The following is a 26,157-nucleotide window of genomic DNA, read 5'->3' as shown; positions in this document are numbered from 1 at the left end:
TTAGCGCCAGCCTTTGTTCTGTTCTAACGACCCAAACTTTAATGTTTCGCCGTAGGGAATAGGACCATAGATCATGAACGGCTGGAACTGGCGGTTTTCCACGTTAATAACAGCATAACTGTTGTTGCGTATGCTAACGCCTTTGGCCGTTTCGGCGATGTTTGCCTTCCAGCGGCGAAGATCCCAGAAGCGGAAGCCTTCAAAGCACAGTTCAATTCTACGCTCATTCCTGATAAGCGTGCGCATTTGCTCCTTGCTGCCTTTTGATTCTTCGAGATATGCATCGCCGTTAGTAGTGCCTACCCCTGCTCTTTTGCGGATAGCTTTGATAACATCATAAGCGGAGAATCCGAAGGCGCCACTGCCTGTTGGTCCCCAGGCTTCATTGGCAGCTTCTGCGTAGTTGAGAAAAATTTCTGTATACCGGATATGAGGTTTGTAATGCCGTTGATTATTCGCCGAATTAGGATTGAGGTTCACATCCTGGCGCAGCAATTTGCGGAGGTAGTAGCCGGTCCTGGTAGAAGTTTCTACTTTGTTCAGCGCATCGTTGGTAGCGCCGTCTGCCGCGGTGGAGATCACGGAATTATTTGGACCTGCGGTGCCGCCATTGACTAAAATAAACATCCGCAGCCTGGGATCGCGGCCCACGTAGGGATTGGCAGCATCATAACCGCTGGCGGCATCCGTAATGGGAAGCCCATTCGCCATGGGGAAAGCATCCACGAGGTTTTGTGTTGGATTGATGCGGCCATTGCCAAATAAACTTGGTGGGAAATTGGCTTGTTCCAGATCACGATTGTCGCCATAATTATTTCTCCAGAGTATTTCAGAAGGATTTGCGCCATCGGCTAACCCCGCAATTTCAGAAGCGTTGGAATACCAGTTGAGGCCATTTGCAGACAAGGCAGTTATCCCGCCTTTCAGCGCAATTACTTCACCGGCGTAATTCGCAGCGTCTGCCCAGGTGGTAGTGGTGCCGCTGCTGAAAGCTGGGCTCGCTGCCAGTAACGCTGCTTTCGACCGGATCGCCTTTACGATACGACCGGTAAGAAATCCACGGAAGGCAGCGCCAAAGGCACGGTCGTATTGTTCCTTGGTCACCGTGCCATACTTTGCCGGGATAAGGGACGCATTGGGAATGTTTTCGTAGTCGGTTGGCAACAGCTGGTCCGCCTGTGCCAGATCACTGTAGATCTGCTTCATGCACGCATCAAAATTGCTCCTGGGTTTATTGAAATCAGCATTAGATCCCTGCACTTCCAGGTTGATGGGCACACCTAATACAGCGCCACTTTCAGACATGCCGGCATGTGCCTGCAACAGGTGGTAATAGAAAAGGGCGCGCAGGCCATAAGCCTCTCCCTTTACCCGCATACCAAACAGTTTGCTGACAGCAGGATCAGCGGCCCACTTCACGGTATCAACATCCCGCAGTGTGATATTAAGATATTGAATAGCGGCATATGCATTTTCCCACTGGTTAAGCGGATTATTATTGGCGGTCCATTGGCCATTGGCCATTTTCAGGAAGCCATTGTTCTGATCATTTGTTACCGCATCATCTGTGGCTACATCATTAAACGACCATGAATTGGTTGGTATGCGGTTGTAACCATTGAGCAGCACGCCAAACGGGAGTCCGGCATCATTAGGATTATAATTTGCCGGGTTCAGGTCCCGGTTATTTTCAATTTCCGGTGTCAGCAGATCCTTGCAGCTGGTTAGCAGCAGAACGGATGCCAGCAGCATGATAATATTTCTTTTCATAAAGTGGAAACTTGATTGGGTGAAAGGCATCATTAGAACATAGCTTTTACTCCCAGGTTATATAAGCGGGTTTGAGGTGCACTGCCAATACTCATTTCCATCAATTTACGCTCGGCAGCAAACGTCAGCAAATTGAAGCCACTCACATACACCCCCATCTCCTTCACGATCTTTTTATTGCCAATCAGATCGCTCATATCATAAGAGATCTGCACCTTGGCCAGGTCGATGCGATTAGCCTTGTACAACCAGAAATCCGAATTGCGAAAATTGTTGTCACTGTTGAAAGTGGTGAGTCGCGGATATTTCGCTGACTGGGCTGTTTCGGGTGTCCAGCGGTCTCTTACCACTTCAGAATATTTATCCTCTCCATCTACCCAGAACCAGGAATTGTTCTTCATTCCATAGGAACCGAAGCGACCCTGCGCCAGTGCAAAGAAGGAGAAATGCTTCCATTGCACACTTACGTTCACACCTAGTGTAAGCGGTGAGCCAAACCAGCCCCCACGGCCCAGGTATACTTCATCGCGGGTATCAATAACCCCATCTCCATTCTGATCTTTATACTTGATATCGCCCGGTTTTACCTGGCCGAAAGTTTGGGAGGGAGAATTTTTGATGTCATCCGCATCCTGGAAGAAGCCCATGTTTTGCAGTCCCCATATGGCGTCCAGTGGCCTTCCCTGCCGGTATTGGTAATTGTCTTCATAAATCTCCGCCCGTTTTGTGGCAATCGTTTTATAGTAAGTACCTACCAGCCCGATGGAATAGTTAATATCAGACAGCTTCTTATTCAGACTGAGGCTGAAATCAACTCCCATCCGTTTATCGTCATTATAATTTACATAGGGAATGAAAGAAGATGATGGCCAGCCGGTGGTGTAGTAAGAAGGGAACAACACGTTGGGCTGGATAATGTTGCCGGTAATTTTATTGACAAAGAAGTTACCATCCAGTTTTAAAGATTCATGGAAGAAAGAACCTTCCAGGCCAATGCTGATCTCCTCTCTTTTTGGGAAACGCATATCCGGGTTAGCCCCTCGCCTTGATTCCGTGGCCTGCACGCCGGTACCATCTTTCCAGCCGAACCAGCTTCCCTGCGTGGTATAAACACCCTGGTATAGATAATAAGAAGCAATATCCAGGTCGGTATGCAGCACACCTGCGGAAGCAGTTAAACGAAGATCATCCACTCCCCTTACACCACGCATAAAGGGCTCGTTGCTGAGCCGCCAGCCCAGCGACACGGTAGGCGAAAAAGCGGTGCGGTTTCCTTCGGGCAGCTTCGCGCTGTGAATGACGGCGCCGCTGAAATCGATGTAGTAAGTATGGTCTAAGTTGTAGCCCAGTTGCAAACCGAGATTGGCATTGCTGGTACGGTGGTACACGGCTGATTCAGATTGCTGGAAGCCATTCACCAGTAACACGGCAGAAAGATTATGCCTGTTGTCAATGGAGTTCACATAATTGAACTGACCGGAAGCAGAGATCGTTTGCCGGTACCAGCTGTTGCTTACATTCTGCACACCTGAAGTGGCATCCTGTCCGTATTGCGTTAGGCTACTGATCAGGTCCACGCCGGAATACGTATTCCAGGTGGGCGCATATACCGCATAGGTATTGTTGAAAGCGAGGTTATAAGAGGTGTTGTAGTCAACAGCAAACGCAGAGCGGAAGGAAAGGCCTTTCAGTAAATTTCTCAGATCGGCATTCACGCCGGTATTGAACTGGAATTGCCGGCTGATATAGCGGTTGTTTCCACCGGCATAAATGGCGGCAAACGGGTTGGTTTGATCCAGCTGCGTTCCGCCCAGCAAATATTTCCCATCAATAATGTGATTGCTGTTCTTCACAAATACGTTGGATGCTTCATCATTTGACTCGATCATATCCAAAGGAATGAGTGGGGAAAAACGATGCGGGCGCAAGGTAGCAGCGCTTTGCCAGTAGTCGGTGTTTACGCCCCTACCGGTATAGAAAATCGCGGTGGCATCTACATTACAGGAAATATACTGGTTAAGATTCACATCCACATTACCGCGCAGGTTGAGGCGGTCGGACTTGCCGTTGCTAACAGCCTCACCAAAGTTGAGCAACGAACCGGCCGTCTGGTATCCAATATTGGTATAATACCGCGCCTTGTCATTTCCCCCGGATATCTCTGTTGTTATATCATAGCGGCCAAAGGATTGTTTAAGATATTCGTCGGAGTAATAATCTACATTGGGATACCGGTATGGATTTTTACCTGACGCGAACTGGTAGATCGTTTCAGGGCTATACAGCTCGGCCAGTCCGTCGTTGCGGCGGGCTTCATTGTAAAGTGTCATATACTCCGCCGATCCCAGGTAATGGGGATACGCTTTGGGAACGTTTACGCCGGCATTGGCCCTGATATCGATCCGCTGGTTGCCTGCTTTACCTCTTTTGGTGGTAATGTATACAACTCCTTTGGCGGCCCTGCTGCCATAAAGCGCTACGGCATTCACTCCTTTGAGAAAAGAGATCTGTTCAACTTCTGTGGGCACTACATTTCCTTCATCACGGGGCACCCCGTCGATGACGAGCAGATAGCTACCCATGCCCCACATACTGTTTCCATTATAACCATTTACCCAGCCGTCCATGTTTTCCAGGCTGGTAGTCATATAGTTTAGTTTCATTTGTGATGCCACGTCCACTACTGAAACGCCTCCTGACAGGTCTTTTTTATCCACCTTCCGGAAGGCCACCTGTACCGGGTTACCGGGAGGAATAACAGTGGTAGTTTTTGCCGTGGTGTCCTGCGCCTGCGAAACCGGCGTCAGGTTCATCAGCGCTGCAAAGGCTATTAATGCTTTTATCTGATTCATGAATTTTTGAAATTAACAGTAAACGATACATGTAAGGGTTGCACGTTTTACCAACCCGGATTCTGTGGAAATTCCAGGTACATATTAGCATCTGAATTTTTTAACGGCAGCCAGTAGTGTTTCTCTGTATACCTGCGTTCCAGGATAACGGATTCGCGTAAATTGAGTACCCGGTTATTCATTGGATCTACAGTACTGAATGAGGACGACCGGTCAAATTCCACCGATTTTTTCAGTGTGTACGGGCTTTGTATCAGCAACATCCACCTTCTTAAATCATTGAAACGATGGCCTTCAAAAGACAGCTCTACGGCCCGTTCACGGCGAACTTCGCTCATAAAGCCATCCAGGGAGGCGGTGAAGGCAGCAGCAACGTGTCCTGCGCCTGCCCGGTCGCGGATTACATTCACAGCATCTAATGCCGTTTTAGCATAGTTGCCGGCCTTGCCTGTGGCGGCGCCATAGCCCTGTGCGGCAGCTTCGGCATACATCAGGTACACGTCCGCCAGGCGCATATACGGCAGGTGGATATTCAGCGCTTTGTCGTAGGTCCAGCCATTATCAAATCTGTTGGCTGTGATAGGAATAAACTTATAGAGCAGGTAACCGGAGCGGCTGCCGCTGCTGATGTCGCGGTAAGTGCCGCCTGTATAAAGATTGGCGTAACGGTTTCTTTCATCGGTAGTGGCGCCCTGTACACATTTAACCCCATCGAAAACGATATCATTGTAGAAACGCGGATCCCTGCCTCTCCACGGATAAGCGGGGTCGTATCCTGACTCCGGATCGGCCTTTGTAATGTCCTTGATGGGCAGGCCGTTAGCCATACCGTAATAGTCCACATAATTAGCCGTAGGCACAAAAGTGATGGCTTCTTCTGTGAGCAAAGCCGGACCGTATTGCTTGGCGGTGCCATAAGTGGAGCCATGCGCGCCATAGTAAGGCCCACGGAAAATAGCTTCGGTACCGCCTGGCATTAACCAGTTCTGACCGGCGCTATAGAAATTGGTATAGTACTTCGAAAATTCTACCAGCTTGTAAGGCGCCTCTCCGGACTCGCACAATTGCAGTAATTCACCAAATGCTTCTGCCGCCTTTTTGCAATACTCCGCGTTGTAGGTTTTGCTGCCGGCAGATACATAGTTCATCAGCGGACTACCTGCCCATAAATAGTTTTTCCCCAGGTAACCCAGCGCCATAATTTTATTAATGCGCAACTGGTTTTTTCCGAGCGTTCTTTTACCTGCTGTGGTATTGTCCCAGTTTACGGGCAGCAGGTTTGCCGCTTCTCTGAAATCGGCCGCCGCTTTATCCGCACATTCACTGTATTTGAGACGTGGTAAGGTGAGCTTCTGATCACCCGGAAGTACTTTGTCGATGTATGGTAACCCGCCAAAATACTGGATGAACATAAAATGAAACCATCCCCTGAAAAACAACAACTGTCCTTTAATCAGGTCTTTCTCTTCCTGCGTGGCGTCTGTTAATTTATCAATATTTTCCAGTCCCATATTGGCTTTCCGGATACCGTACCATCCCAGTTTCCACATCGACTTTGCAAAACGGTCGTCATTGGTACTGGTATTATTCCGGTCCATCCAGCCAGCCTGCCAGCCGTCAAACTGCGACTGCCAGCCCCAGAAATCACCATTATCTATTTTTATGATGAAATGGAAATCACGTGCGGTAGATTGAATTTCATCTTCTCCCCAGTTCCAGGAATTGGTCCAGTAGGCATTGGTAAAATCCGGTATGCAGTGATAAAGTTCTTCGGTAAAGCCCTGGAAACCGATAAAGGTTTTAAAGGCATTTTCTTCCGACACGATAGATTGTGGTTCCTTATCCAGGAACTTCTTGCAGGATGCCAGGCCAAGTATCGTTACGATCCCTGTGGCAGCCAACAACATCTTTGTATACTTATTCATAAAGGTCATGTTTAGAAAGTAAAATTGGCGCCGAGATTGTAACGCTTCACTGTAGGATAAGCTCCCTGGGATGCCCAGCCGGTACCTGCAAAATTTGATTCCCGATCGTCCGGCATCTTGCTCCAGGCGGCCAGGTTATTGCCGTTGAGATATATTCTCAGCGATTCAAGACCTATCCGTTTTATAAATCCTTTATCGAGTGTGTAGGCAATTTCAGCGTTCTTTAAGCGCAGGTAGGAACCGTCGTACATATATTGGGTACCGCGGTAATAGCCTGCTGGTGTGGATAGCCAGCGTGGCATGGGCACATCTCCGTTGGTATTGTCCTTCGACCAATAACTGCCTTCGTTATAAACCGTGTGGCCCTGGGAACCTAAACTGTTGAATACCACCTGGCGGGTTACGTTATTCACCCCATAGAATTGTACAAAAGCACTGAGCCCTTTCCAGTCCACGCCAAACGTGGCGTTGTAAGTATTGGTAGGCCATCCGCTATGACCATAGGGAATGTTATCGCTCGCGTCGATTACGCCGTCGCCATTATAATCCACGATGTAATAGTTGCCTGGCAGCTTCTGATTGTCGTTGGTATTATGCATGGTGCTGCCATAAAGTTCATCCCATGTGTTGTAGTAACCCTGGCTCACATAAGAGTAAGCCTGCCCGATCTGCATGCCCTCCGATTTCTGGTAAGCCGGCAGCAGCTCAGGATTGTCGGCTTCAATCACCTTATTTTTGGTATGAGTCATGTTCAGGTCTGACCACACCCGCAGCTGTTTTGTGACAGGATAACTGAAATGTAACTCCACCTCATAACCCCGCGATGTTACGCGGCCAAGATTTGCTACCGGGGGAGTGGTGCCGTAATAAGACGGCACTGACGACCTGTTGGCAAGCAATATTTTGGAACGTTTATCTTCGAAGAAATCCACTTTACCTTTTACGAAACCTTTGAATAATTCAAAGTCGGCACCAACATTCATTTTCTCCGCCTGCTCCCATTGCACATTCGGATTTCCAACGGTAGATTCACGGTACCAGTTAAACGGACTTTGCTCCGCACCTTCGCCTGTAGTTCCCAGCCGCGAGCGTCCACCATATGCCCATTCTGTCATGTATAGAAAACGGCCTGCTACGTTGTCAAAACCCGTTTGTCCATAAGAGGCACGGAATTTCAGCAGGTCCAGGAATTTTATATTTTCCATGAAGTGCTCATTGGATAAAATCCAGTTTACACCGCCTGACGAGAAGAAGGCAAACCGGTAATCAGGTGCAAACTTCTCCGAGCCATTATAGGCGCCATTGTATTCGAGGGTGTATTTGTTTTTATACGTGTAAGTGGCACGGAATACCCAATCTTCGCGGTACGAGGGTATCATACTGCCGTTGGCGGTAACATTGCGGTTCAGCAATCCCATGGCAGTTACCTGGTGATCGTCCGCAATCGTTTTTGCATAATTTAACTGCAACTGGTAAAACAGTCGCCGTTGATTATCCGAAACCGCACCTGCTGCCGGTGTCCACTTGATGCCTTCCTGGAAATCGAAATTGGTGACGCCGTCAAAAGCACTCTTATAAAATACATTTCCCGTTGCAGGATCAATCCATTTGCGTTGTACATCGTGGTAAAGGTCATTCACTCCCCTGTCGCTTTCAAGGAAGGTATTATCCATTGAAATGGTGGCGTTGAGTTTCAGTCCGTCCACGAGCATATCCAGGTTCTGTTCTACGGTAAAGTCGGTGGTGATGCGTGTAGTGGTCTGGTATTGAATACCGCCCACTGCCAGGCTTCTGGCGGAATTCTCCGCCCGTCCCTCATTTGGCGCATAGTAGCCCCAGGAACCATCCGCATATACCGGCAGGAATACATCCGGCGCGGTAGTGTAAGCGTCGATCCAGGAACCATACTGATTACCCGAAAATCCCCAGGGACTTTTCCGCACACCATATGATCCGGAGAGATTTACCTTGAAGAGTGTAGAGGGCGTTAATTGAAAATCCAGGTTGGACCGGACATTTAATCTTGTAAAACCAAAACCGGGTTTGTATCCGCGTTTGTTATCGTATATTCTAAAGAGATCGCCTTCATGCAGAAAATCTGCGCTGGTGAAATATTTTACGAAACGGGTACCGCCGCTGATATTGAGATTAGCATTTTGCGACGTAGCATAATCCTTGAATAAGGTTTTTGCCCAGTCCACATTAGGATAACGTTCGGCTTCTTCCAGGTTGGCGGGATTCCGGTATTTATCCAGAATTGCCTGTGGGTAATAGTTATTCCAGCTTTCAGGTTTTAATGCCAGCTCATATTCTATGGCTTCGTTAACAGTACGCAAAGCGTCGTACGAATCTGCCTTTCCGGGCAGTTTGGATGGCGCTTTCACGACATTGTTCACCGTAGCCCGGATAGAAGCTTTGCCGAGCTTTCCTCTTTTTGTGGTGATGAGGATAACGCCATTGGCGCCCCGTGAACCAAATACCGCCGTTGCCGAAGCGTCTTTTAAAACCGTCACCGTTTCTACGGAGCCGATATCGACACTGGACATGGGCCGTTCCACACCATCTACTAATATTAACGGGTTACTGTTATTCCAGGTACTAAGACCGCGGATGATCAGTTGAGGATCTTCCTCACCGGGCAAGCCGGTACTTTGGGCAGTGATAAGACCCGGTACATTGCCGGTGAGGGCAGCGCCGATATTTGACACGCCTCCGGCCCTTTCCAATGTTTTACCGGTAGTTTGGGAAACGGCGGCAACAACGCTTTCCTTTTTCTGCCGCCCATAACCTACTATCACTACATCTTCAAGACCAAAAACATTGTCTTTCAGGGTAACGGCGATGGTCGACTGGTTACGGACGTTTACTTCCTGCGGCGCCTTTCCTATAAAACTGAAAATAAGAATGTGTTTGTCGGCAGGAACGCGGATGAGAAATTTACCATCATTATCTGTGCTGGTACTAATCTTCGTTTCTTTTATCTGTATGGTGGTACCGGGAACAGGCGTCTTTTTCTCATCCAGCACTACTCCCTGTACTACCCGTGTATCCTGGGCCTGTAAGGAAGCACAGGTGAGCGTACCTGACAGCATTACTGCTGTCACGACAAGCCATTTCCACGACTTTTGCGAAAGAATCATTTTAAACATGGAATTCAAAATATTTAATGTTAGGGCAATGAGGGGTTCTGACAGCCAGTACATGACTATCACGCCGGCACACCCGGCGGGAACAATGAGATGCGATAAAAAGCAGAACCCCTAAAGTAATTATCGGATGCTACCCATTAAGTGATGGAACTGAAAATGATTATATCGGGACGTGGTACCCCGGGGGACATTCAAATTTCATAAGTAATCATTTAGTGTTAAATTGACAATTTTTCATAACGGTAATGCGTAAGCCTATCAGGTGGAGCTGAAAGGAAAAGCAACAGACGAATCTACAATAGCCATGTATATATGAATGGCACGAATCTCCAAAAGGATGGAAATAATGTCTAAATAAAGCGCAGATGGCCCTGTCAGGAGCTGCGAAATCAGTTCGCTACAAAAAAACGGGATGTTTATTTTCCTGTTTTTAGCAGCCGGATACTTTTAATAAATATTTCCTGTGAGGCGCCTGCGGGAAACCAAATAAAGAGGTCGTGCTGACCGGAAATATCCTTATTCAGCAAAGGAGCATGCCCGGAAAGTTTACCGGGTTTGATGGGGACGCCGGCAATTTGCCGGCCGTTCTTCAGGTCATCTATCCATACCTTCAGTTCACCACTTTTAGTTGCATCAGCTGTGACTTCAATCGCTTTGGCATCTCCGGCGGCGCCGAAGTCCACTCCTGATATCATCAGCCAGCCACCGTGTGCGGAAGCGTTAGTGACTACCCAATCATCTCCCCGTTTTACTTTATAGGTTCCATAGTGATTGCTGCTTCCTGCAGCTGGCAGGGCAGAAAATCCATCTTTACAAACAAAAAAGTCGAAATCAACCGGACCGCCCTCCGCAAACAAACCAATGCTGGTGCCTACCCAACTGTTATAATTAGGTTGAACTTTATCCAAAGGCACTGCACTGACAGCGCCGCCAACGGGTGTCCAGCTTTTACCATCGGAGCTGAAAAAGCCGGTCAGCTGATGTTCCAATCTTTCCAGTTTAAGCCAAACCTGGCGTCCTTTATTATAGGGTAGCTCCCTCAACGCGGAATCCAATTGAAATACAATGCGTCCGTTGGAATAATAAAGACGGGCAAACACACTTTGGTTGCCATTGGTGAGGTAGATGCCACCATGTGCTGCCGGCTCGCCCGCGCCAATGTCCACCCGGGTGACTGCCGAATAGAAATGGTCGGTTTCCTTTTGCAGCAGGTGCGTTCTGCCGCTGTCGGGAGATAAACGGATCCAACCTTTCCGGTGCGCCAGTGAGTAGTGCGCAGCAGCAGGCCTGGTTAAAAAATGCCACCAAAGGCCCAGGCTGTCGGTATTAAAATGATCGGTATGCACGCTGCGCCAGGGTGTGTTATTGTTATCCAGTGCAGGCTTTACTACTGGTCCGCTTACCGGTGGGGCGCCCCAGGGGCGGTCGCCCTCCCATAATACCTGGTACAAAGAAGTTTGCCTGCCCATACCTGACCAGTCGTCGTTACCTCTTTTCTGGTAACTCTGCCCGATCGTCCACCAGGTACCATCCGCCAGTTGAACGGGCGCTGAAATATGATTAGGACGGGGAAAAGTATTGTCCGGGTCGGGACTTGGTTTGAAAAAATCCCCTAACCGCTCCCACCTGGTGGAATCAGCCGTGAGGGCCGTTGCCCGCAAAACGTACTGTCCGCCGGATACATCGCCGGCCGGGAAGTAATAATAATACCCGTTACGCTTACACATCACAGGACCTTCCGCCCAGCTGTATTGCAGGTTCGCATTGATCCAGTCGAGGTTGATCACCGAATCTGTAAGCTGGCCATCCTGCCCCAGCGCTTGCAGCCGGTTTACCTTCTGACCGTTTTTAATTACCATGTATGGCTTTCCATCATCATCTACAAAAATGGAGTTATCATATCCCAGCGGCCCTGTTTCCCGGTTCTCCTTCACCCGCACGGGGGCAGTCCACGGGCCTTCGGGCGACGATGCTTTGGAAAACCATTGTCCGCCTGAAGAAAAATAGATCCAGTATGAGCCATAAAAATAAGTGATGGCGCCCTGCCATACACCAGCGCTGGGACGATCTGCCACCATACCGGCATGTACCGGCGGCAATACACGGCTGATCACTTTCCAATGCACCAGGTCTGTGGAGTGGTAGATGGGCAGGTAGGGATTGAAATGAAAAGAGGAGCCACAGTGATAGAAGTCGGCGCCAACTTTCAGCAGGGTTGGGTCGGGATGATCTCCCGGTAAAACAGGGTTGACATAGGTATTTACCTCCGAATAAAAACGTGTGGAATCTGTTTCAGCGGGCGGCTTCCTGCCAGGACCGCCTTGCCGGGCAAGCCCGTTTTGTATCGTCAGGCTAAAAAATAAAAAGACAAGAACAATAGATTTTAGTAACATTTGACAAACGTGGTTTTTTGTAGTGGTAAGATAATTCCGCGCTCCTCCAACCGGCAGGTACAAATGTTGAAATGAAGGGTAAAAATGTTTTGACCGGTTGTTTGTTACTCATTTGCAGGCAAAAAAAACTCCGCCGGGTAATACCGGCGGAGTCAGGAAGGTGTTTTATAAAAACGTTCTACAGATAATTATTGATAACATTTTCCAGGTACTCTTGTCTGCCGCTCTTCACTGCTGGTTCTCCCTGGGCAATTGCAAAGGCGCGCAGTTCTTCCAGGCCCGCCTGTCCTGATTCAAAAGCTTTGGCTGTATCAACATTGAAAGAGGCGTAACGATCCTGGCGTATTTTCCGGTAGTCACTTTTCTCCAGGATGGCATCGGCAGTGATCAGTGCGCGGGCGAAGCTGTCGACGCCACCAATATGCGCATAGAAAATGTCGGCGGGATCGGTAGAGTTTCTCCGGATCTTTGCATCGAAGTTAATGCCGCCGCCTTTAAAGCCGCCGCCTTCGAGGATAATCAGCATGGCCTCGGTAAGTTCGTTGAGGTTGGTCGGGAACTGATCTGTATCCCAGCCATTCTGGTAGTCGCCCCTGTTGGCATCCATGCTTCCGAGTAAACCGGCGTCTATGGCTACCTGCAGTTCATGTTGGAAAGTATGGCCTGCCAGTGTTGCGTGGTTTACTTCGAGATTGAGCTTGAAGTCATTCAGCAGGTCGTACTGACGGAGGAAACCGATCACCGTTTCTGCATCATAATCATATTGGTGCTTGGTAGGTTCGCATGGTTTAGGCTCAATAAAGAAGGTACCTGTAAAGCCATTTTTGCGTGCATAATCTCTTGACGCCTGCAGGAACCTGGCCAGGTGTTCCTTTTCCCGCTTCATGTCTGTGTTTAAGAGGCTCATATAGCCTTCACGGCCGCCCCAGAAAACATAGTTCTCTCCTCCGAGTGCAATGGTAGCATCGAGCGCAGCTTTTACCTGGGCGGCGGCGTGGCTGAGCACGTGGAAATCGGGATTGGTAGCGGCGCCGTTCATATAGCGGCGATGACTGAACAGGTTGGCGGTACCCCACAACAACTTAACGCCGCTTTCCTCCTGCTTCTGCTTCAGGTACTGCGTGAGCGTTTGCAGGCGCTTTTCATTATCTGCGATGTTGTTGGTGTAATCAACCACATCTACATCATGGAAGCAATAATAAGGCAGATTGAGTTTGGTGATCAGTTCAAAAGCGGCATCGGCCTTATCTTTTGCGCGCTCAATGGGGTCGGCATTTTTATCCCATTCAAAAATATGTGTTGCTTCGCCAAAGGGATCGGCGCCGGTTCCGTTAAAGGAATGCCAGTACGCGACTGCAAAGCGTAACCACTCTTTCATGGATTTGCCGGCTACGACTTTGTTTTCATCATACCAGCGGTAAGCTAAAGGATTATCTGTACGTGGTCCTTCATATTGCACGGCAGTAATGCCGCTAAAAAATTCTTTCTTTCCTGTAATTATTTTCATATCCGTGTTTTAATACGCAAATATTGCCTGAATTTAAAAGGTTATCAACCGTTATTTTTGAAAGAAAATATGCTATCTTATCAATAATTTGATAAATTCAGTCATTTATATGATAAGATGGGTTATCTTAAGCCTGCATGAAAACGATTCTTCAAAAAATCACCAATGACTCCAGCCAGAGTTTTGCCTGCCGTATTTATGAAACGCCGCAGTTTGAAACCAACTGGCACAAGCATCCTGAATACGAATTGATCCTGATATTAAAAGGACATGGCACCGCCATGATCGGCGACTATGTAAGCGACTACACGGTGAACGATGTATTTTTCATGGCGGGTAATCTTCCGCATTGGTTCAGGAAAAGTCATCCTAAAATGAGGGGGGCCGCCCTGGTTATACATTTCACCAGGGATTGCTGGGGAGAAGGGTTGCTGCAAATGGCAGAAATGAAAACGATCCAATCGTTGCTGCAAAAGAACAACGGCATACAATTGGAACACGCCCTGAAAAAGGACGTATCGGAAAGCATGCAGCAGATACACCACGAAAAAGGGTTTGATAAGCTGATGCTTTTACTGCAATGCCTGCATCAGATAGGTCATTCCACCCAATATAAAATACTGACAGAAGATTTCACCGACACCGGCAATGTGCTCAACCCGGTTATTGAGAAAATTATTGATTTCTCTTTTAAACACTATCTCGAAAAAGTGACCCTGGAAGAAGTGGCGGCTATTGCCAACATGAGCGTGCCTAACTTTTGCCGCTTCTTTAAGAAAAATATCAAAAAAACGTATTTCGATTTCCTGAGGGATTTACGGATCAGCCATGCCTGTAAGCTGCTGACATCCACTACGCAGCCGATACTGGATATTTGTTATGAAAGTGGTTATAAAAGCTGGGCGCATTTCAGTAAACAGTTTAAAGAAGTTAAAGAACAAACGCCCAGCGAATACCGGAGAACATATTTGTATTGATAAAATTATCGTGTCGTATAGCCACCATTCGCAAAAATGGTTTGCCCCGTAATCCACCAGCCATCCGTAACCAGGAACTCCACCAGGGGAGCGATATCTTTGATATCGGTAAGTCCACCTAATGCGGAAGCTGATTTATGATACGCTACGGCCTCCGCGCTTTCCTGACCGTAGAAAAACGGGGTATCCATTGGCCCGGGTGCCACCGCCGTTACTGAAATACCACGGCTGCCAAACTCTTTTGATCCGGCACGGGTGAAGTCCTCCACTGGGGCTTTCATCCCGGCATAAGTGGAATAGTATCCTGTAAATGCGGCCAGCAGAGAGGTAACGATGGTACATATCTTACCATTGGCATTCAATTTTTTACCCGCTTCCTGGATAAAGAAATAGGCTACTTTGGAGTTGATGTCGGACATGCTGTCGTATTCCGCTTCGGTAGTATCTATATAAGGTTTCTTCAATACCTTACCAACAGTATTGATGGCGATGTCTATTCCGCCAAATTTATCAATGGCTTCATCAAAGAATTTAACAATGTTATTTACATCAGTGAGGTCTGCCTGGAACAGGAATGCCTCCGCTCCCAGGGATTGTACATCCGCCAGTGTCTTTTCTGCGTCAGCCTTCGTGTTTTCGCTGTTGTAGTGAATGGCCAGTTTGGCGCCCTTTTCTGCAAAATTACGGCTTAATAGTCCGCCCAGGTTCTTCGCTCCGCCTGCGATTAAAACCACTTTTCCATTTAAATCGTTTCTTGCCATATGAGTTGTTTTTAATTATGGCAAAGATCTGCAGGTCCGGCAGGTTTATCATGGTGAACTTTTCGGAACTTTCAATCCGGCAGGTTATTTTTCCGCCACTGATCAGGTGTTAACTTTACATACTTTTTGAAGAATTTTGAAAAATTAGATGGGTCGTAGGTCAGGGTGATGGCGATATGCGCAATAGACGCGTTGGTTTCCTGCAGCAGTTGTTTGGCTTTTTCAATAATTTTCTGATCGTAGAAGTGGCAGGGATGAGCCCCCATTGTTTGCCTGATGGTATCGGTCAGGTGCTTATGTGAAACGCATAACTCAGCCGCGATTTCATTCAGCTCCATCATTTCCGTCGCTCTCCCCTTCACCAGGTCATCGAGGTGCTTATCCAACAGCGTGAAGTATTGACTGGTTATTTCCTCACTCCGTTTTATCCGTTTGGTACCAATATCAGCCATTATTACTTTTTTACAAATTTACTATCTAAAGATTATAAATCCATACCTGCAACATGGTGAACTTTTCCGGGAAGTATATCAAATTTTTTTTGGGCAATCCTAACTATTAAGTTAGCTTAGGTCAATACTTTCTTTTAACAACTATGAAAAAACACCTGATTATTTTATTCGGCATCCTTTCTTTGTTTTCCCAGAGCTTTGCACAGAAAACCCAAACGGCCCCCACACAAACGCTTTCCATAAAAGACCTGGAAAGTACTTTCAATGCCGGCGAGAACGTTAAACAATACCTGGCAAAAAAAGGATTTAAAAACGCACACCTCCTGGACAATAATGATTACAACGAAGACACGGTAGTAACCAATAATGCAAAAGGTGATAAGATCCTCCTGGTGTATTATTACGGACGTGTTACCGCGTTGTTATTCCAAACTTATTCTTTCCCAACGGCAAAAGTGGTATTGAGCAGTGCTACCTCCCGCTATCAGTTGACCGACAGCGCCGCACTGGCAAAAGGTCCTGGCAACAAAACATTCCTGCAAAAAAGATATGCTTACCTGGAGAAGCGGAATACCGCATTATCATCCACTCCGCCGTCGCCCTATCCGGAGGGAAGGTTTGTTTTTTGTTTTATCAATCCTTCGGAAGGAAATGATAAGAAACAGTATACTATTCGTTTCTGGCAAACGCAAACAACGGCAACTTCCGATGTAATGATAGAGATGCCGGATCAACAGAACCGGCCAACAGCGCTCAATTCATATGAATATGACCGCTTCCAGATCGATTCACTTAAAATAGAACGGTATATACATCCTGCTAAAACCAATCCCATTGCCCCTGGTGTACCCAGCCAGATGAACGAATTTATACTTCACCATATTTTTGAAGATCATTACCTTCCCCTTCAATTCCTGGATTACGCCAACGCACAATCAATTTTCATAAGCCCGGATAATGAAAAACAACGTTCATTGGAATACCAGTTTAATACAGCCGGACAATTAACGGCTGTTTTATTAAAAAGACAACAACCTTCCGCAGAAAGGGATTGGGAGCGCTATATTCCTTTCGATGCGGAAGCATATTCAACTGTTCCTATCACCGATAACAATCAGGCAAATTTCGGGTTTGATACAAGGCAGCATGCCATAACATACCAGCAAACCATTCCCGTTAAAGCAGGCAATGTGTCGCTGGATTACCATATGGATACAATCATTGCATATAGTCCCAACTGGTTAAGGGTTTATAAAATGCTTAATAAAACGTTCTTCCTGATTGAAGAATACCATCTTTCACCGGAAAGTTACCAGAAGAAAAAGTTAAATACCGGCCTTGAATTTACACTGGAAGAAAAAGATGGAAATGTATATTACTCCTGCTTCAACAAGGAAAAGGACCGCATGTTGTTTAAACGGCGCTATTCTAATACCGGTTGGCAGTTGCCCTTAACTATTACTGATTACGACGAACGAAGCGCTGCTTATAGCCGTTTATTTGAAAGCTACCAGCAAAAACAGGCCGGAGAAATTATAAAAGAAACCCGCCAGCATGGAACTTATACTTACACCATAGAACATGCTCATTTGAGCGGGGTAACAGGGTGTAAGGTGATGTATAAAACGTATTAGGACATCGCAGCATAGACCCTGACGGCCGCTTGCTGATCCAATATGGCTGGTAAAATCTTAAAGCCTTACAGTTAATACTGTAAGGCTTTAAGATTTTATGATCTTTTTGGCGGCTCTATAGAAACTGCTTTATGACGCTATGGTTTACTTCACTGGCTGCTTCACTTTAAAAAACTGCAGTACCAGTCCCACCACCAGTAATCCCAGCAACACCTTAATGCAGTTCTGCACAATTGAAGAAGTAGGTCCATCGGACAGCGGGTGCCCCACCGGCACACGTAGTAAGGTTTCGTTTATCGCCGGTATCAGGGAAAGGAACAGGGTAAGCGTCATGCAAAGCACCTGTATCAGCAACAAACTTCTTTTGCCGGACGCTTTGCGCCCCAGCAAATAGGCCACTCCGAGTAAAATAAGTATTAGTATCCCGATACCGTGCCCGGGATTAAAGCCACCCGCTTTGGAAAGCCCAAAGGAAGTGACCGAGGCGATCACCGTCAGTATGCTATATATCTTGCCCGTATTGGAGAAAGGGTTGATGATACCTTCTTTCAGCAAGGCAGCTACAGCAAATAATAAAGCAACGATGGCGATAATGGTGTGTACAATACCTAAAATACTCATAGGAAAAGGATCTAAAGGGTAAATAAAATGATTAAACGTCTATTCCTGAATTTTGGTTCAATGGCCCTGGTTCATAAATTTAGAAAATCCTTTTTGTAATTACGTTAATCGTGAAAGATCAATTTATTTACCGCTGCTATTTCCTGGCGGCTGATGGTATGTCCCATATTAGGGTAGATGATTTCGGTTACCTTCGCTCCTATTGCTTCCAATAAGGTGGTACTTTCCTTCACCCGGCTCACCGGTACATGAAAATCCGGATCACTGCTTCCAATAAAAATGGGTGTACCATCAAAATCACCATTATAATTACGGTGGTCAACATGGTCACCAATAACCCCGCCGGTAAAAGCCACGATGCCACCAAACCTTGCTGCATTGGATGCCGCAAATTCCAGTGTCAGACATGCACCTTGTGAAAATCCCAACAGGAAGATCTGCGATTTTGAGAAACCTTTTTCTTCAAGATCTTCCACTATATCTCCCAATACCTTCAGGGAATCAGAAAGAAACGGTTCATTTCCTTCCCTTGGCGCCAAAAAAGATTGCGGGTACCAGCTATTACCTTTCGCCTGGGGAGCAATAAGTGCAAATGCCACAGTATTCAGCTCCGCCGCCAACGATAAAATATCCTCCGCCGATCCGCCGCGGCCATGTACCATGATCAGTGCCTTCTCTGCCACATCAAGGCGCTTTCCTGCTGTCAATATTTCCTGCATAACTATACTAATTTTGGAAGCACTTTCTCTAAATCTCCTCTCAGATGCGCATGTTGATGAGGCAACATCAGGTGGGTACCCAGTTCATTCAAAGGTTCATCAACTGTAAAACCCGGGTTCTCTGTAGCGATTTCAAAAAGGACGCCGCCCGGCTCCCGGAAGTACAGCGAGAAGAAATAGTCCCTGTCAATTTTTGGGGTAATCTGTAAGTTCCTGCTTAATACTTTTTCCCGGAGCTCCATTTGCACCTGCTCATCTTTTACACGGAAAGCCACATGATGGTTCGTTCCTGCAGCATTTATCCCTCTCTGGCCATCCGGAACTTCCAGTAGATCTATGATTGCTGCTGTGTTTACGGTGTCTGTAATGAAGCGGTACCGGTTACCCTCCTGAGAAAGAAAACGATAACCCAGGATATCGGTCAGTACTTTCGCGGTTTCCTCCATTTTCCGTAAGGTAAGCGTGGTACTGTGAAAACCCCTGGTAGCAGTATCTTTCTTAATCTCGTCCGTTTCCCAGGGTACCCTGTTATCTTCCGCTTTTGGAACAATGAGGCTGAGCGACAATCCGTCCGGATCACGGAAAGAAAGAAACTGCTCACCAAAACGCTCCGCAATTTCGCTGGTCTTCACCTGCTTCTTTGCAAACCTGTCTAACCAAAACTCCAGGCTCCCGGCAGGAACCGCATACCCAATTTCAGTAGCCATTCCAACACCTTCACGTCCCTGTCCAATTCCTTCCCAAGGAAAAAATGTAAGGATCGTTCCGGCAGATCCGCTTTCATCACCATAGTAAAGATGATAAGTTCCGGGATCGTCGAAGTTGACTGTTTTCTTCACTAACCTTAAACCCAAAGCTTTGGTATAAAAATCTAAATTTCCCTGCGCACTTCCCGCAATAGCGGTGATATGGTGCAATCCTAAAATACTGTTGTTCATAATGATGTACTGGTAGTCAAGAAGCATACCACTGCATATTTCCCTTTAAATCAGCACTTTATCACAAAACCCTTTTTCAAAAAAATACTATATATCGTAAATTTATGAATTCACGTGAAGCATTGGCTAACGGATGTTTTGTGCAAGTTTGGAATTGGTGATCACTTCCTGCGGTATGAGCAACGTATAACGGGCATCATTGGCAGGCAGACTGTATACCGTTCCATTTACGGTACGGGAAAGGTTCTTTGCAAAACGGGTGTCTTTATTAAGCCTCCGCAGATCCGTCCACCGGAGTCCCCTCATCAGCAATTCCTTACGCCGTTCCAAAAGGATCTTTTGAAGCGCATCAGTTGCGTTGCTTACAGTAAAGCCGGGATAAGTTCCCGTTGACCAACGGGTGGCGAGTAAGGTATTCATATCGTTCACCGCATTAGCGGTTTGCCCTGCGCGTGCGTAACATTCTGCCCGTACCAGGTACAATTCATTTACCGCAAGACCATTAAACAAAGCGGATGAACCCACTGCTCCTTCATAGTTACCGACAAAGCGATACGTACCTGAAGGTACCGGCACATCCAGGTTCTCCTTCACCAACAATTGTTTACGAAGATCATCGTTCTGATACGCGCTGATAATCACGGGATCGATCAGCGCTTTGTTTTCATCGCCAAAACCTACTTCCAATACACTGTTTTGATAGTCAATAACTGAATGGAATATTACTTCTTTATTGAAACGCGGAAAAGGATTATAACTGCCCAACTCGAGTGTGTTATAATCAAGCAGGCCGCTTTTGAGCTTCAGCGCTGCATCGGCAGCGGATAAGGCATTGGGATAATCTTCCATCGACAAATAAACGCGGGCGAGCATGGCCAGTGCTGCTGCTTTGTTTGGCCGGGAAGATATGCTGGAAGTATTGTTCAGTAAACCCGCCGCCCGGGTAAGATCATCAACGATCGCATCATAAGTTTCTTTTACGGTGCCCCTGCCGGGAACATCGTTGATATCTGAACGCTTATGGATAGGAAGGCCTGGTTCCTGCATGGTAGCGGCGCCATAAGGTTTGATATACACTTGTGCCAAAGGCCATAAAGCATAGGCACGCAGAAATAAGGCGCTGCCCTGCAGGTTATTGATCACTGCCGGCTGGTCTGTGTCCTTAATTTTTTCCAGGGCTTCCAGCACCAGGTTACAATGATAGATCTTATTGTAAGATGCCACCCACTGAGTTGACGCGGCACGAATAGCATTAGGCTGCCAGGTATACAGCGCTTTATCTTCCAGTGTAATCGCATCTGAATTATAACGGTTATCATCCAGATAATAATCATCAGCGGCAATCTCCCCGTCTATCGGGTAATTGATGTTGAACAGATCATAATTATCCAGTATCAGCTGGCAATCTTTTGTTGTTTCAATAAAAGACTGCGACCCACTTTTTTTGATGTCTACATATTTCTGACAAGCGGTAGCCGTAAGCACACACACTATCAAAAGAATATATTTTATATAATTTTTCATGACTCGTTCAATTAAAAGTTAGTTGAAAATCCCAGGCTGTAAGTACGCGGCAAAGGATAATCGAATACTTCCGGATCTATCCCTTTATCGTTGGCGCGCCAGATAATACCCAGGTTGCTGATGTTGGCATATACTCTTGGATCTTTAATACGGCATCCAGGCTTTACTTTCAGGGTATAAGACAGGTTGATCTCCTGTAATCTTACATGATCCCCTTTCACTACATTGATGGCCGAGTAATAGTAAAAATTATCCCTGTTGGGGTTACCCGTCGACATGACGGCCGACGGCACATTAGTGCCTGTTTCATCGCCGGGGCGCTGCCACCTGTTGTTATATTCTTCCCCCTGCAAACTATTACCGGAATACAGGTTGCCATAGTTAACCACCTGCGCTAAAGGCCGGCGTACATAGTAGCCGAGTTTGTAAAGCAGGTTGGCCGACAGCGCAAAAGAAGCGTAGGAAAATGTATTCCTGAATGACCCATAATACACAGGAACCGCGCTGCCAAAATATTTCAAGGTACCCAGCGGGGCATTCTGAATAGCTTTGTAATTGTTGTCGCCCTCGGGGGAATTAGATATGGTTACGATGTTACCATCCAGGTATCCCCGCGGATCGCCGGTTTTAGGGTCCAGGCCCGCCCACTGATATCCAAACAACCGTGACAGGTCGTAGCCTTCGTTATAGGAACCGGTGCTGTTACTCACCGCCGCGCCGGCCTGGCTGGTAGCCGTGGCAAACAGCTTCGTTACCTTAACCCGGTTGTAGGCAAACAACAGGTTGCTGTTCCATTTGAACGCCCCTGCGCTTACGTTCAGCGAGTTTAGTGTGAGCTCTACCCCATGTCCCTGCAGGTTGCCTGTGTTGTAATTGATATTGGTGTACCCTGTGCTGGGATCAAGCGCGCCGCCGGCAATCAGGTCGGTCGTTTTCTTGCTGTAGTACTGGATATTACCGGAAAGCCGGTTGCCTTTAAACTGGAAGTCTACACCTATATTGAGCACGCCTGTCCGCTCCGGACGCAACTGGCTGTTGGTGATGCCGGTGCCGAAGGAAGTATAGGCATACGGAAGATTATTGGTGCCATTGAGCGTGGAGTAAGTGATCAGTGGCCTCGCAATAATCAGCGGGTTTACGTTTCCGTTATAACCATAAGTTGTTCTCAGGGTCAGTGAAGGCACCAGGCCCCAGTGATAAAAACTTTCGTTGTGAATATTCCAGGCGCCGCCTACAGAATAAAATGGTGTCCCTTTCTGGTTGGTGCCACGGCCAAACTCACTGGAAAGATCCTTGCGTATACTGCCTGAAAGCGTATACCTGGCGTCATACGTATAGGCAGCATTGGCATAGTAACTGAGGGTGCGCACTTTATTGTCGATAAACCCGGTTGAAAGATTAGGAATATATTCACCATTGTACCCGCTGAAGTCTTCTGCAAAAGCAATTGGTATCATGGTTTTAAAATCCAGCTTGTTATTGGTATACAAGGTGCCTTCATCATAGCCGTAGTAACCGTTGCTGGCGGCAAGACTATAAGACTGGGCCATATCAAAACCTGCAATGGCCGATAACTGGTGCTTTTCTTTCCAGGTATGGTCAAAGTTCAACTGTCCCCTGAAGGTATGATTGCTGGAGGTAGTTTGCATAATCGTGTACTGGCCTCCTAAGGGCAGTTGACGGTTATAAGGCTCCACTGGTTCCAGTGTTCTGGGATCTACAGACGCCGGCGAAGTGGTGAAATAATTGAGCAGGTTCCTCATATAAAATGAGTTTTGCCGGTAAAGGGTATTATCATTATTTCTGCCGGTGTTATAATTATACGTCAGCTGTGCGGTAAGCCCGTTTGATATCCTGTAATTGGCGTTGATGCCCAGGTTCAGGTTCTGCGATTTCAGCTTGTTGTATCCTTCATTGATATCGTTCAGCGGCACATAGCGGTAGCTTAAAAATTTATCGGCATATTCCTTTTCCACCGCAGCGGCAAAGCCCTGGCGGTAAAGTTTGGCAAGTTCCAGGTAGTTACCCTGGTCATCGGCTAAGCGTGAGTAAGGATAAAAGGTGGCATCAGTAGCGCCGGTGATCCTGTTTTGCGGGGCTTGTTCGTTGTATTGCTGAACATTGTAAGAAATATTTCCCTGTAATTCGAGTTTTTTGAGTGGTTTAACGGACATGGAATAACCGAGTGCGATCCGGTCGTAGTCCGAATTTTTTGTATTGTTGATGGTCTTGTCCCATCCGCCAGACAAGCGGTAGTTAAAGCGTTCGCCGCCACCATCTACTCCTAAGGAATAACTTTGGGTAACTGCATTTCTCAGAAAATATTTATCATAATCTTTCCTGATGTCATTGTTCCTTAAAGCATCCAGTTGCGCGTTGGCCTGCGCGTCGGTCAGTGTATGTTTAAACTTCCAGGCATCTACAATTTCTGCTACCGGTGATTTTATTTCCTGCCCGTATAAGTGGGAGATGCTCAGATCCGGCAATGGCCGGTTCTGCTGTTCAAAATAAGCTGCCTGTGCGTCGATGTAATCAGAAACGCTCATTGTTTTATTGTAGAACAGGTCCACCTTTTCGGTGACATTAATATTGCTGTTAAAGGTTACCCGTGGTGCGCGGTTATACCCCCCACGTTTTGTTTTAATAACGATAACGCCGTTGGCAGCGCGGGAGCCCCAGATAGAAGCGGCGGCGGCATCTTTCAGGATGGTTACGCTCTCTACATCATTAGGGTTCACCCGGTCGATAGAGTACGGACTGGCAATACCATCGATCACCACCAGCACCTGGCCGCTGTAGTTACCGTTCAGGTCTGCGTTCACTGCGTCATTCAGGGTATTTTTACCACGGATGGTAAGGTTGGCCAATGGAGACTGCCTGGCATTAGGCGAAGCTGAATTGATAGGACGAAGATCGTTACGAAAATCCAGCGAGGTGGTAATCCCTTCCAACCGCCGGATCAGGTTAGGATCCGTGCTGTGTTGAAGCTGCTCCTTAGAAATGACTTCAAAAGATCCCGTGGCTCTTTCTCTCGGCAATTCCTGCAAACCGGTTGAAACGATGGCCACACCCTTCATTTCAATGGATGCTTGCTTCAGCAACACATTGATGGCCGTTCTGCCTTTTACGGCAATAGTATCGGACTGGTAACCGACATAAGAGAATATCAGGCGGCCATCGTCGGGTACCCTGAGTATTTTGTACAGACCGCCCTGGTCGGTTGCCACTGATATAGGGGTGCCTGACAACCGGATGGTGGCCCCGGGAAGGCCCACGCCCTGGTCGTTGGAAACGAATCCCATGATATCAACGAAATTGATCGCCGGCGCGACGGCGCCTACCGGCTTTTCTCTTAGTATAATGGTATTATCATCGATAGTATAGGACAGTGGCTGGTCTTTTAAAACCAGGTCCAATACGGTTCTGATATCAGCCGCTTTTATATTGATACTTACTTTGTGGGTATTTTCCAATAGCTGGGTAGTGTACACAAATTCATAATTGCTCTGCTGCCGGATCTTTGTAATAATCACCCGGATAGCCACCTCTTTTTCCTTGAGTGATATCTGCTGGGCAAAGGCTGCCGACGTGCTGAAGAGCATGATGAACAGTAAGCAGGACGTTAATCGCATGATCCGCCGGATTTTACGGACATACAAATGATGCATGCCGGATTTCATCGCATAATTTTTATACATTTGTCTTGTTTGGTTGATAGTTGATACAATCAGGAATTTTATTGACAATACTGCCAGGCGTCAGCCAGTTGTGTGCAACCACATCTGGCTATTTTTCGCCCTTCAGTGACTTATTATTTGGTGACGATAATTGTTCTTCCCACAATTTTAAAATGCACTTTATTGGTCAGTTCCAGTTTTCTTAATACCTGTGAAACGTAGGCACGGCTGCTTACGCGGCCGCCAAAATCATCGGTTGGCAATGTTCCTTCATACACCACTTCCATATCATACCAACGGCTTATTTTACGCATGATCGACTGGATCTTTTCATCCTGGAAAACGATATAATTGTTTTTCCAGCCGATGGCTTCCTCTGTATCTACCAGGATGGTTTTAATTCCGGCGTCACTTTTCTGCGCCTGCTCTCCTGGTTTCAATACTACATTACCGATACGGATACTGCCTTCCAGCAGGGTTGTTTTGGTGATCGACTCATCGGTATAGCTGCTGATATTGAAATGTGTTCCCAGCACTTCCACTTTTTGCCCACGGCTTTTTACGACAAAGGGTTGCGCTTTATTTTTTGCCACTTCGAAGTAGCCCTCTCCCTGCAACTCCACTTCCCGCTGCTGTTGTCCACTAAAGCTGGAAGGAAAAACCAGGCGCGAAGCTGCATTGAGCCAAACGACAGAGCTGTCGGGCAATACCAGCCGGTACGTACCTCCTTTAGGCGTTTGCAAGGTTAGCATCCGGATACCATCGCTTAAAGCGGCATCCCCCTTGAGCTTTGTATTATCATCATACCTTACATCGCCGCTGTTCACCACTATACCCGTCCTGGAAGAATCCAGCACCGTCGTACCACTGCCGGCAACAGACAAGGTTGCTTTGTTTGTGGCGGGAGGAATATCATTCTTACTCTCCGCCAGTTGGCTGACAGAAATTGCCGGTGTATGCGCCGGGCGGTAAAGAAAATAAGCGCCTATCCCGATCATGAAAGCTGCAACAGCTGCTGCGGCCACCAGGTTACGCCGCCATCCAAACAGGCGTTTGACCGGGCGGTATTCATTTTCCAGCCGCTCCCATACCTGGTCAACGGCAGCAAGCTGCGCTATCATATCAGGAGCGGCCACCCCTTCTTCCCGGTAGCTTAGGTACCATGACTCCAGCAACGCCAATTCCTCCGGGGTGGCCTCTCCCAGCCTGTAATGCTCCAGCATCTCCCGGATTTGTTGTTCAGTTAGTTCGCTCATAA

General features: G+C 47.2%; 16 protein-coding genes. 2 read left to right on the top strand and 14 right to left on the bottom strand.

The genetic code is table 11. From position 1 onward, the window contains the following. The 6 genes from ACLHR0_RS22505 to xylA form a co-directional block, all read right to left on the bottom strand. The gene (locus ACLHR0_RS22505) at positions 1-1,770 is read right to left on the bottom strand and encodes a RagB/SusD family nutrient uptake outer membrane protein (protein WP_436489682.1); all 1,770 of its coding nucleotides are present in this window, start codon (positions 1,768-1,770) and stop codon (positions 1-3) included. A gap of 32 nt (positions 1,771-1,802) precedes the next feature. Next, on the bottom strand, positions 1,803-4,622 hold the full coding sequence (locus tag ACLHR0_RS22500) for a SusC/RagA family TonB-linked outer membrane protein (RefSeq protein ID WP_436489680.1): 2,820 nt from the start codon (positions 4,620-4,622) through the stop codon (positions 1,803-1,805). Between the two features lie 47 nt (positions 4,623-4,669). Further along, positions 4,670-6,547: a RagB/SusD family nutrient uptake outer membrane protein gene (locus ACLHR0_RS22495; protein ID WP_429047077.1), complete on the bottom strand. Its 1,878-nt coding sequence runs from the start codon at positions 6,545-6,547 to the stop codon at positions 4,670-4,672. An 11-nt stretch (positions 6,548-6,558) separates the two neighbouring features. Next, positions 6,559-9,696 (bottom strand): SusC/RagA family TonB-linked outer membrane protein, encoded by a 3,138-nt coding sequence (locus ACLHR0_RS22490; protein ID WP_436489678.1) that lies wholly within the window; start codon positions 9,694-9,696, stop codon positions 6,559-6,561. Positions 9,697-10,112: 416 nt separating this feature from the next. Continuing rightward, entirely contained in the window at positions 10,113-12,089 is a 1,977-nt protein-coding gene (locus ACLHR0_RS22485) for a family 43 glycosylhydrolase (RefSeq protein ID WP_436489676.1), read from the bottom strand. A 178-nt stretch (positions 12,090-12,267) separates the two neighbouring features. Continuing rightward, the gene (gene xylA, locus ACLHR0_RS22480) at positions 12,268-13,596 is read right to left on the bottom strand and encodes a xylose isomerase (protein WP_370912973.1); all 1,329 of its coding nucleotides are present in this window, start codon (positions 13,594-13,596) and stop codon (positions 12,268-12,270) included. Positions 13,597-13,733: 137 nt separating this feature from the next. On the opposite strand from xylA, the gene ACLHR0_RS22475 reads away from it, so the two are divergent. After that, positions 13,734-14,573: an AraC family transcriptional regulator gene (locus ACLHR0_RS22475; protein WP_436489674.1), complete on the top strand. Its 840-nt coding sequence runs from the start codon at positions 13,734-13,736 to the stop codon at positions 14,571-14,573. Positions 14,574-14,578: 5 nt separating this feature from the next. Here the strand turns inward: ACLHR0_RS22475 and ACLHR0_RS22470 are convergent, their stop codons facing one another. Both ACLHR0_RS22470 and ACLHR0_RS22465 read right to left on the bottom strand, forming a co-directional pair. After that, complete coding sequence (locus tag ACLHR0_RS22470; protein ID WP_436489672.1) at positions 14,579-15,334, bottom strand: SDR family oxidoreductase; 756 nt, start codon at positions 15,332-15,334, stop codon at positions 14,579-14,581. Between the two features lie 71 nt (positions 15,335-15,405). After that, positions 15,406-15,786, bottom strand: a complete 381-nt coding sequence (locus ACLHR0_RS22465) for a helix-turn-helix domain-containing protein (protein ID WP_429047065.1) — start codon at positions 15,784-15,786, stop codon at positions 15,406-15,408. Positions 15,787-15,929: 143 nt separating this feature from the next. Here ACLHR0_RS22465 and ACLHR0_RS22460 point away from each other — a divergent pair, with 143 nt between their 5' ends. Further along, the gene (locus ACLHR0_RS22460; RefSeq protein WP_436489670.1) at positions 15,930-17,420 is read left to right on the top strand and encodes a hypothetical protein; all 1,491 of its coding nucleotides are present in this window, start codon (positions 15,930-15,932) and stop codon (positions 17,418-17,420) included. Positions 17,421-17,564: 144 nt separating this feature from the next. Here ACLHR0_RS22460 and ACLHR0_RS22455 read toward each other — a convergent pair whose 3' ends face one another. The 6 genes from ACLHR0_RS22455 to ACLHR0_RS22430 all read right to left on the bottom strand — a co-directional run bounded on the left by ACLHR0_RS22455 (position 17,565) and on the right by ACLHR0_RS22430 (position 26,155). Then, the gene (locus tag ACLHR0_RS22455; RefSeq protein WP_429065139.1) at positions 17,565-18,041 is read right to left on the bottom strand and encodes a hypothetical protein; all 477 of its coding nucleotides are present in this window, start codon (positions 18,039-18,041) and stop codon (positions 17,565-17,567) included. Between the two features lie 104 nt (positions 18,042-18,145). Further along, a complete protein-coding gene (locus ACLHR0_RS22450) occupies positions 18,146-18,760 on the bottom strand; it encodes an alpha/beta hydrolase (RefSeq protein ID WP_436489668.1) in 615 nt (204 codons plus the stop codon). Between the two features lie 2 nt (positions 18,761-18,762). Beyond that, positions 18,763-19,725: a ring-cleaving dioxygenase gene (locus tag ACLHR0_RS22445; protein ID WP_436489666.1), complete on the bottom strand. Its 963-nt coding sequence runs from the start codon at positions 19,723-19,725 to the stop codon at positions 18,763-18,765. A 99-nt stretch (positions 19,726-19,824) separates the two neighbouring features. Next, positions 19,825-21,222 carry a RagB/SusD family nutrient uptake outer membrane protein gene (locus tag ACLHR0_RS22440; RefSeq protein ID WP_436489664.1) on the bottom strand — a complete coding sequence of 466 codons (1,398 nt, stop codon included), beginning with the start codon at positions 21,220-21,222 and terminating at the stop codon, positions 19,825-19,827. 11 nt (positions 21,223-21,233) lie between these two features. After that, positions 21,234-24,854, bottom strand: coding sequence for a SusC/RagA family TonB-linked outer membrane protein (locus tag ACLHR0_RS22435; RefSeq protein WP_436489662.1), 3,621 nt, complete (start codon positions 24,852-24,854; stop codon positions 21,234-21,236). Between the two features lie 179 nt (positions 24,855-25,033). Beyond that, positions 25,034-26,155: a FecR family protein gene (locus ACLHR0_RS22430; protein ID WP_436489660.1), complete on the bottom strand. Its 1,122-nt coding sequence runs from the start codon at positions 26,153-26,155 to the stop codon at positions 25,034-25,036. Between the last annotated feature and the right edge of the window lie 2 nt (positions 26,156-26,157).

Origin of the sequence: Chitinophaga sp. ARDCPP14 (assembly GCF_051362515.1) — a bacterium.
Lineage (GTDB): Bacteria > Bacteroidota > Bacteroidia > Chitinophagales > Chitinophagaceae > Chitinophaga.
Note: the sequence above shows the minus strand (reverse complement) of the source record. Positions and strands in the feature narration are given on the sequence as shown.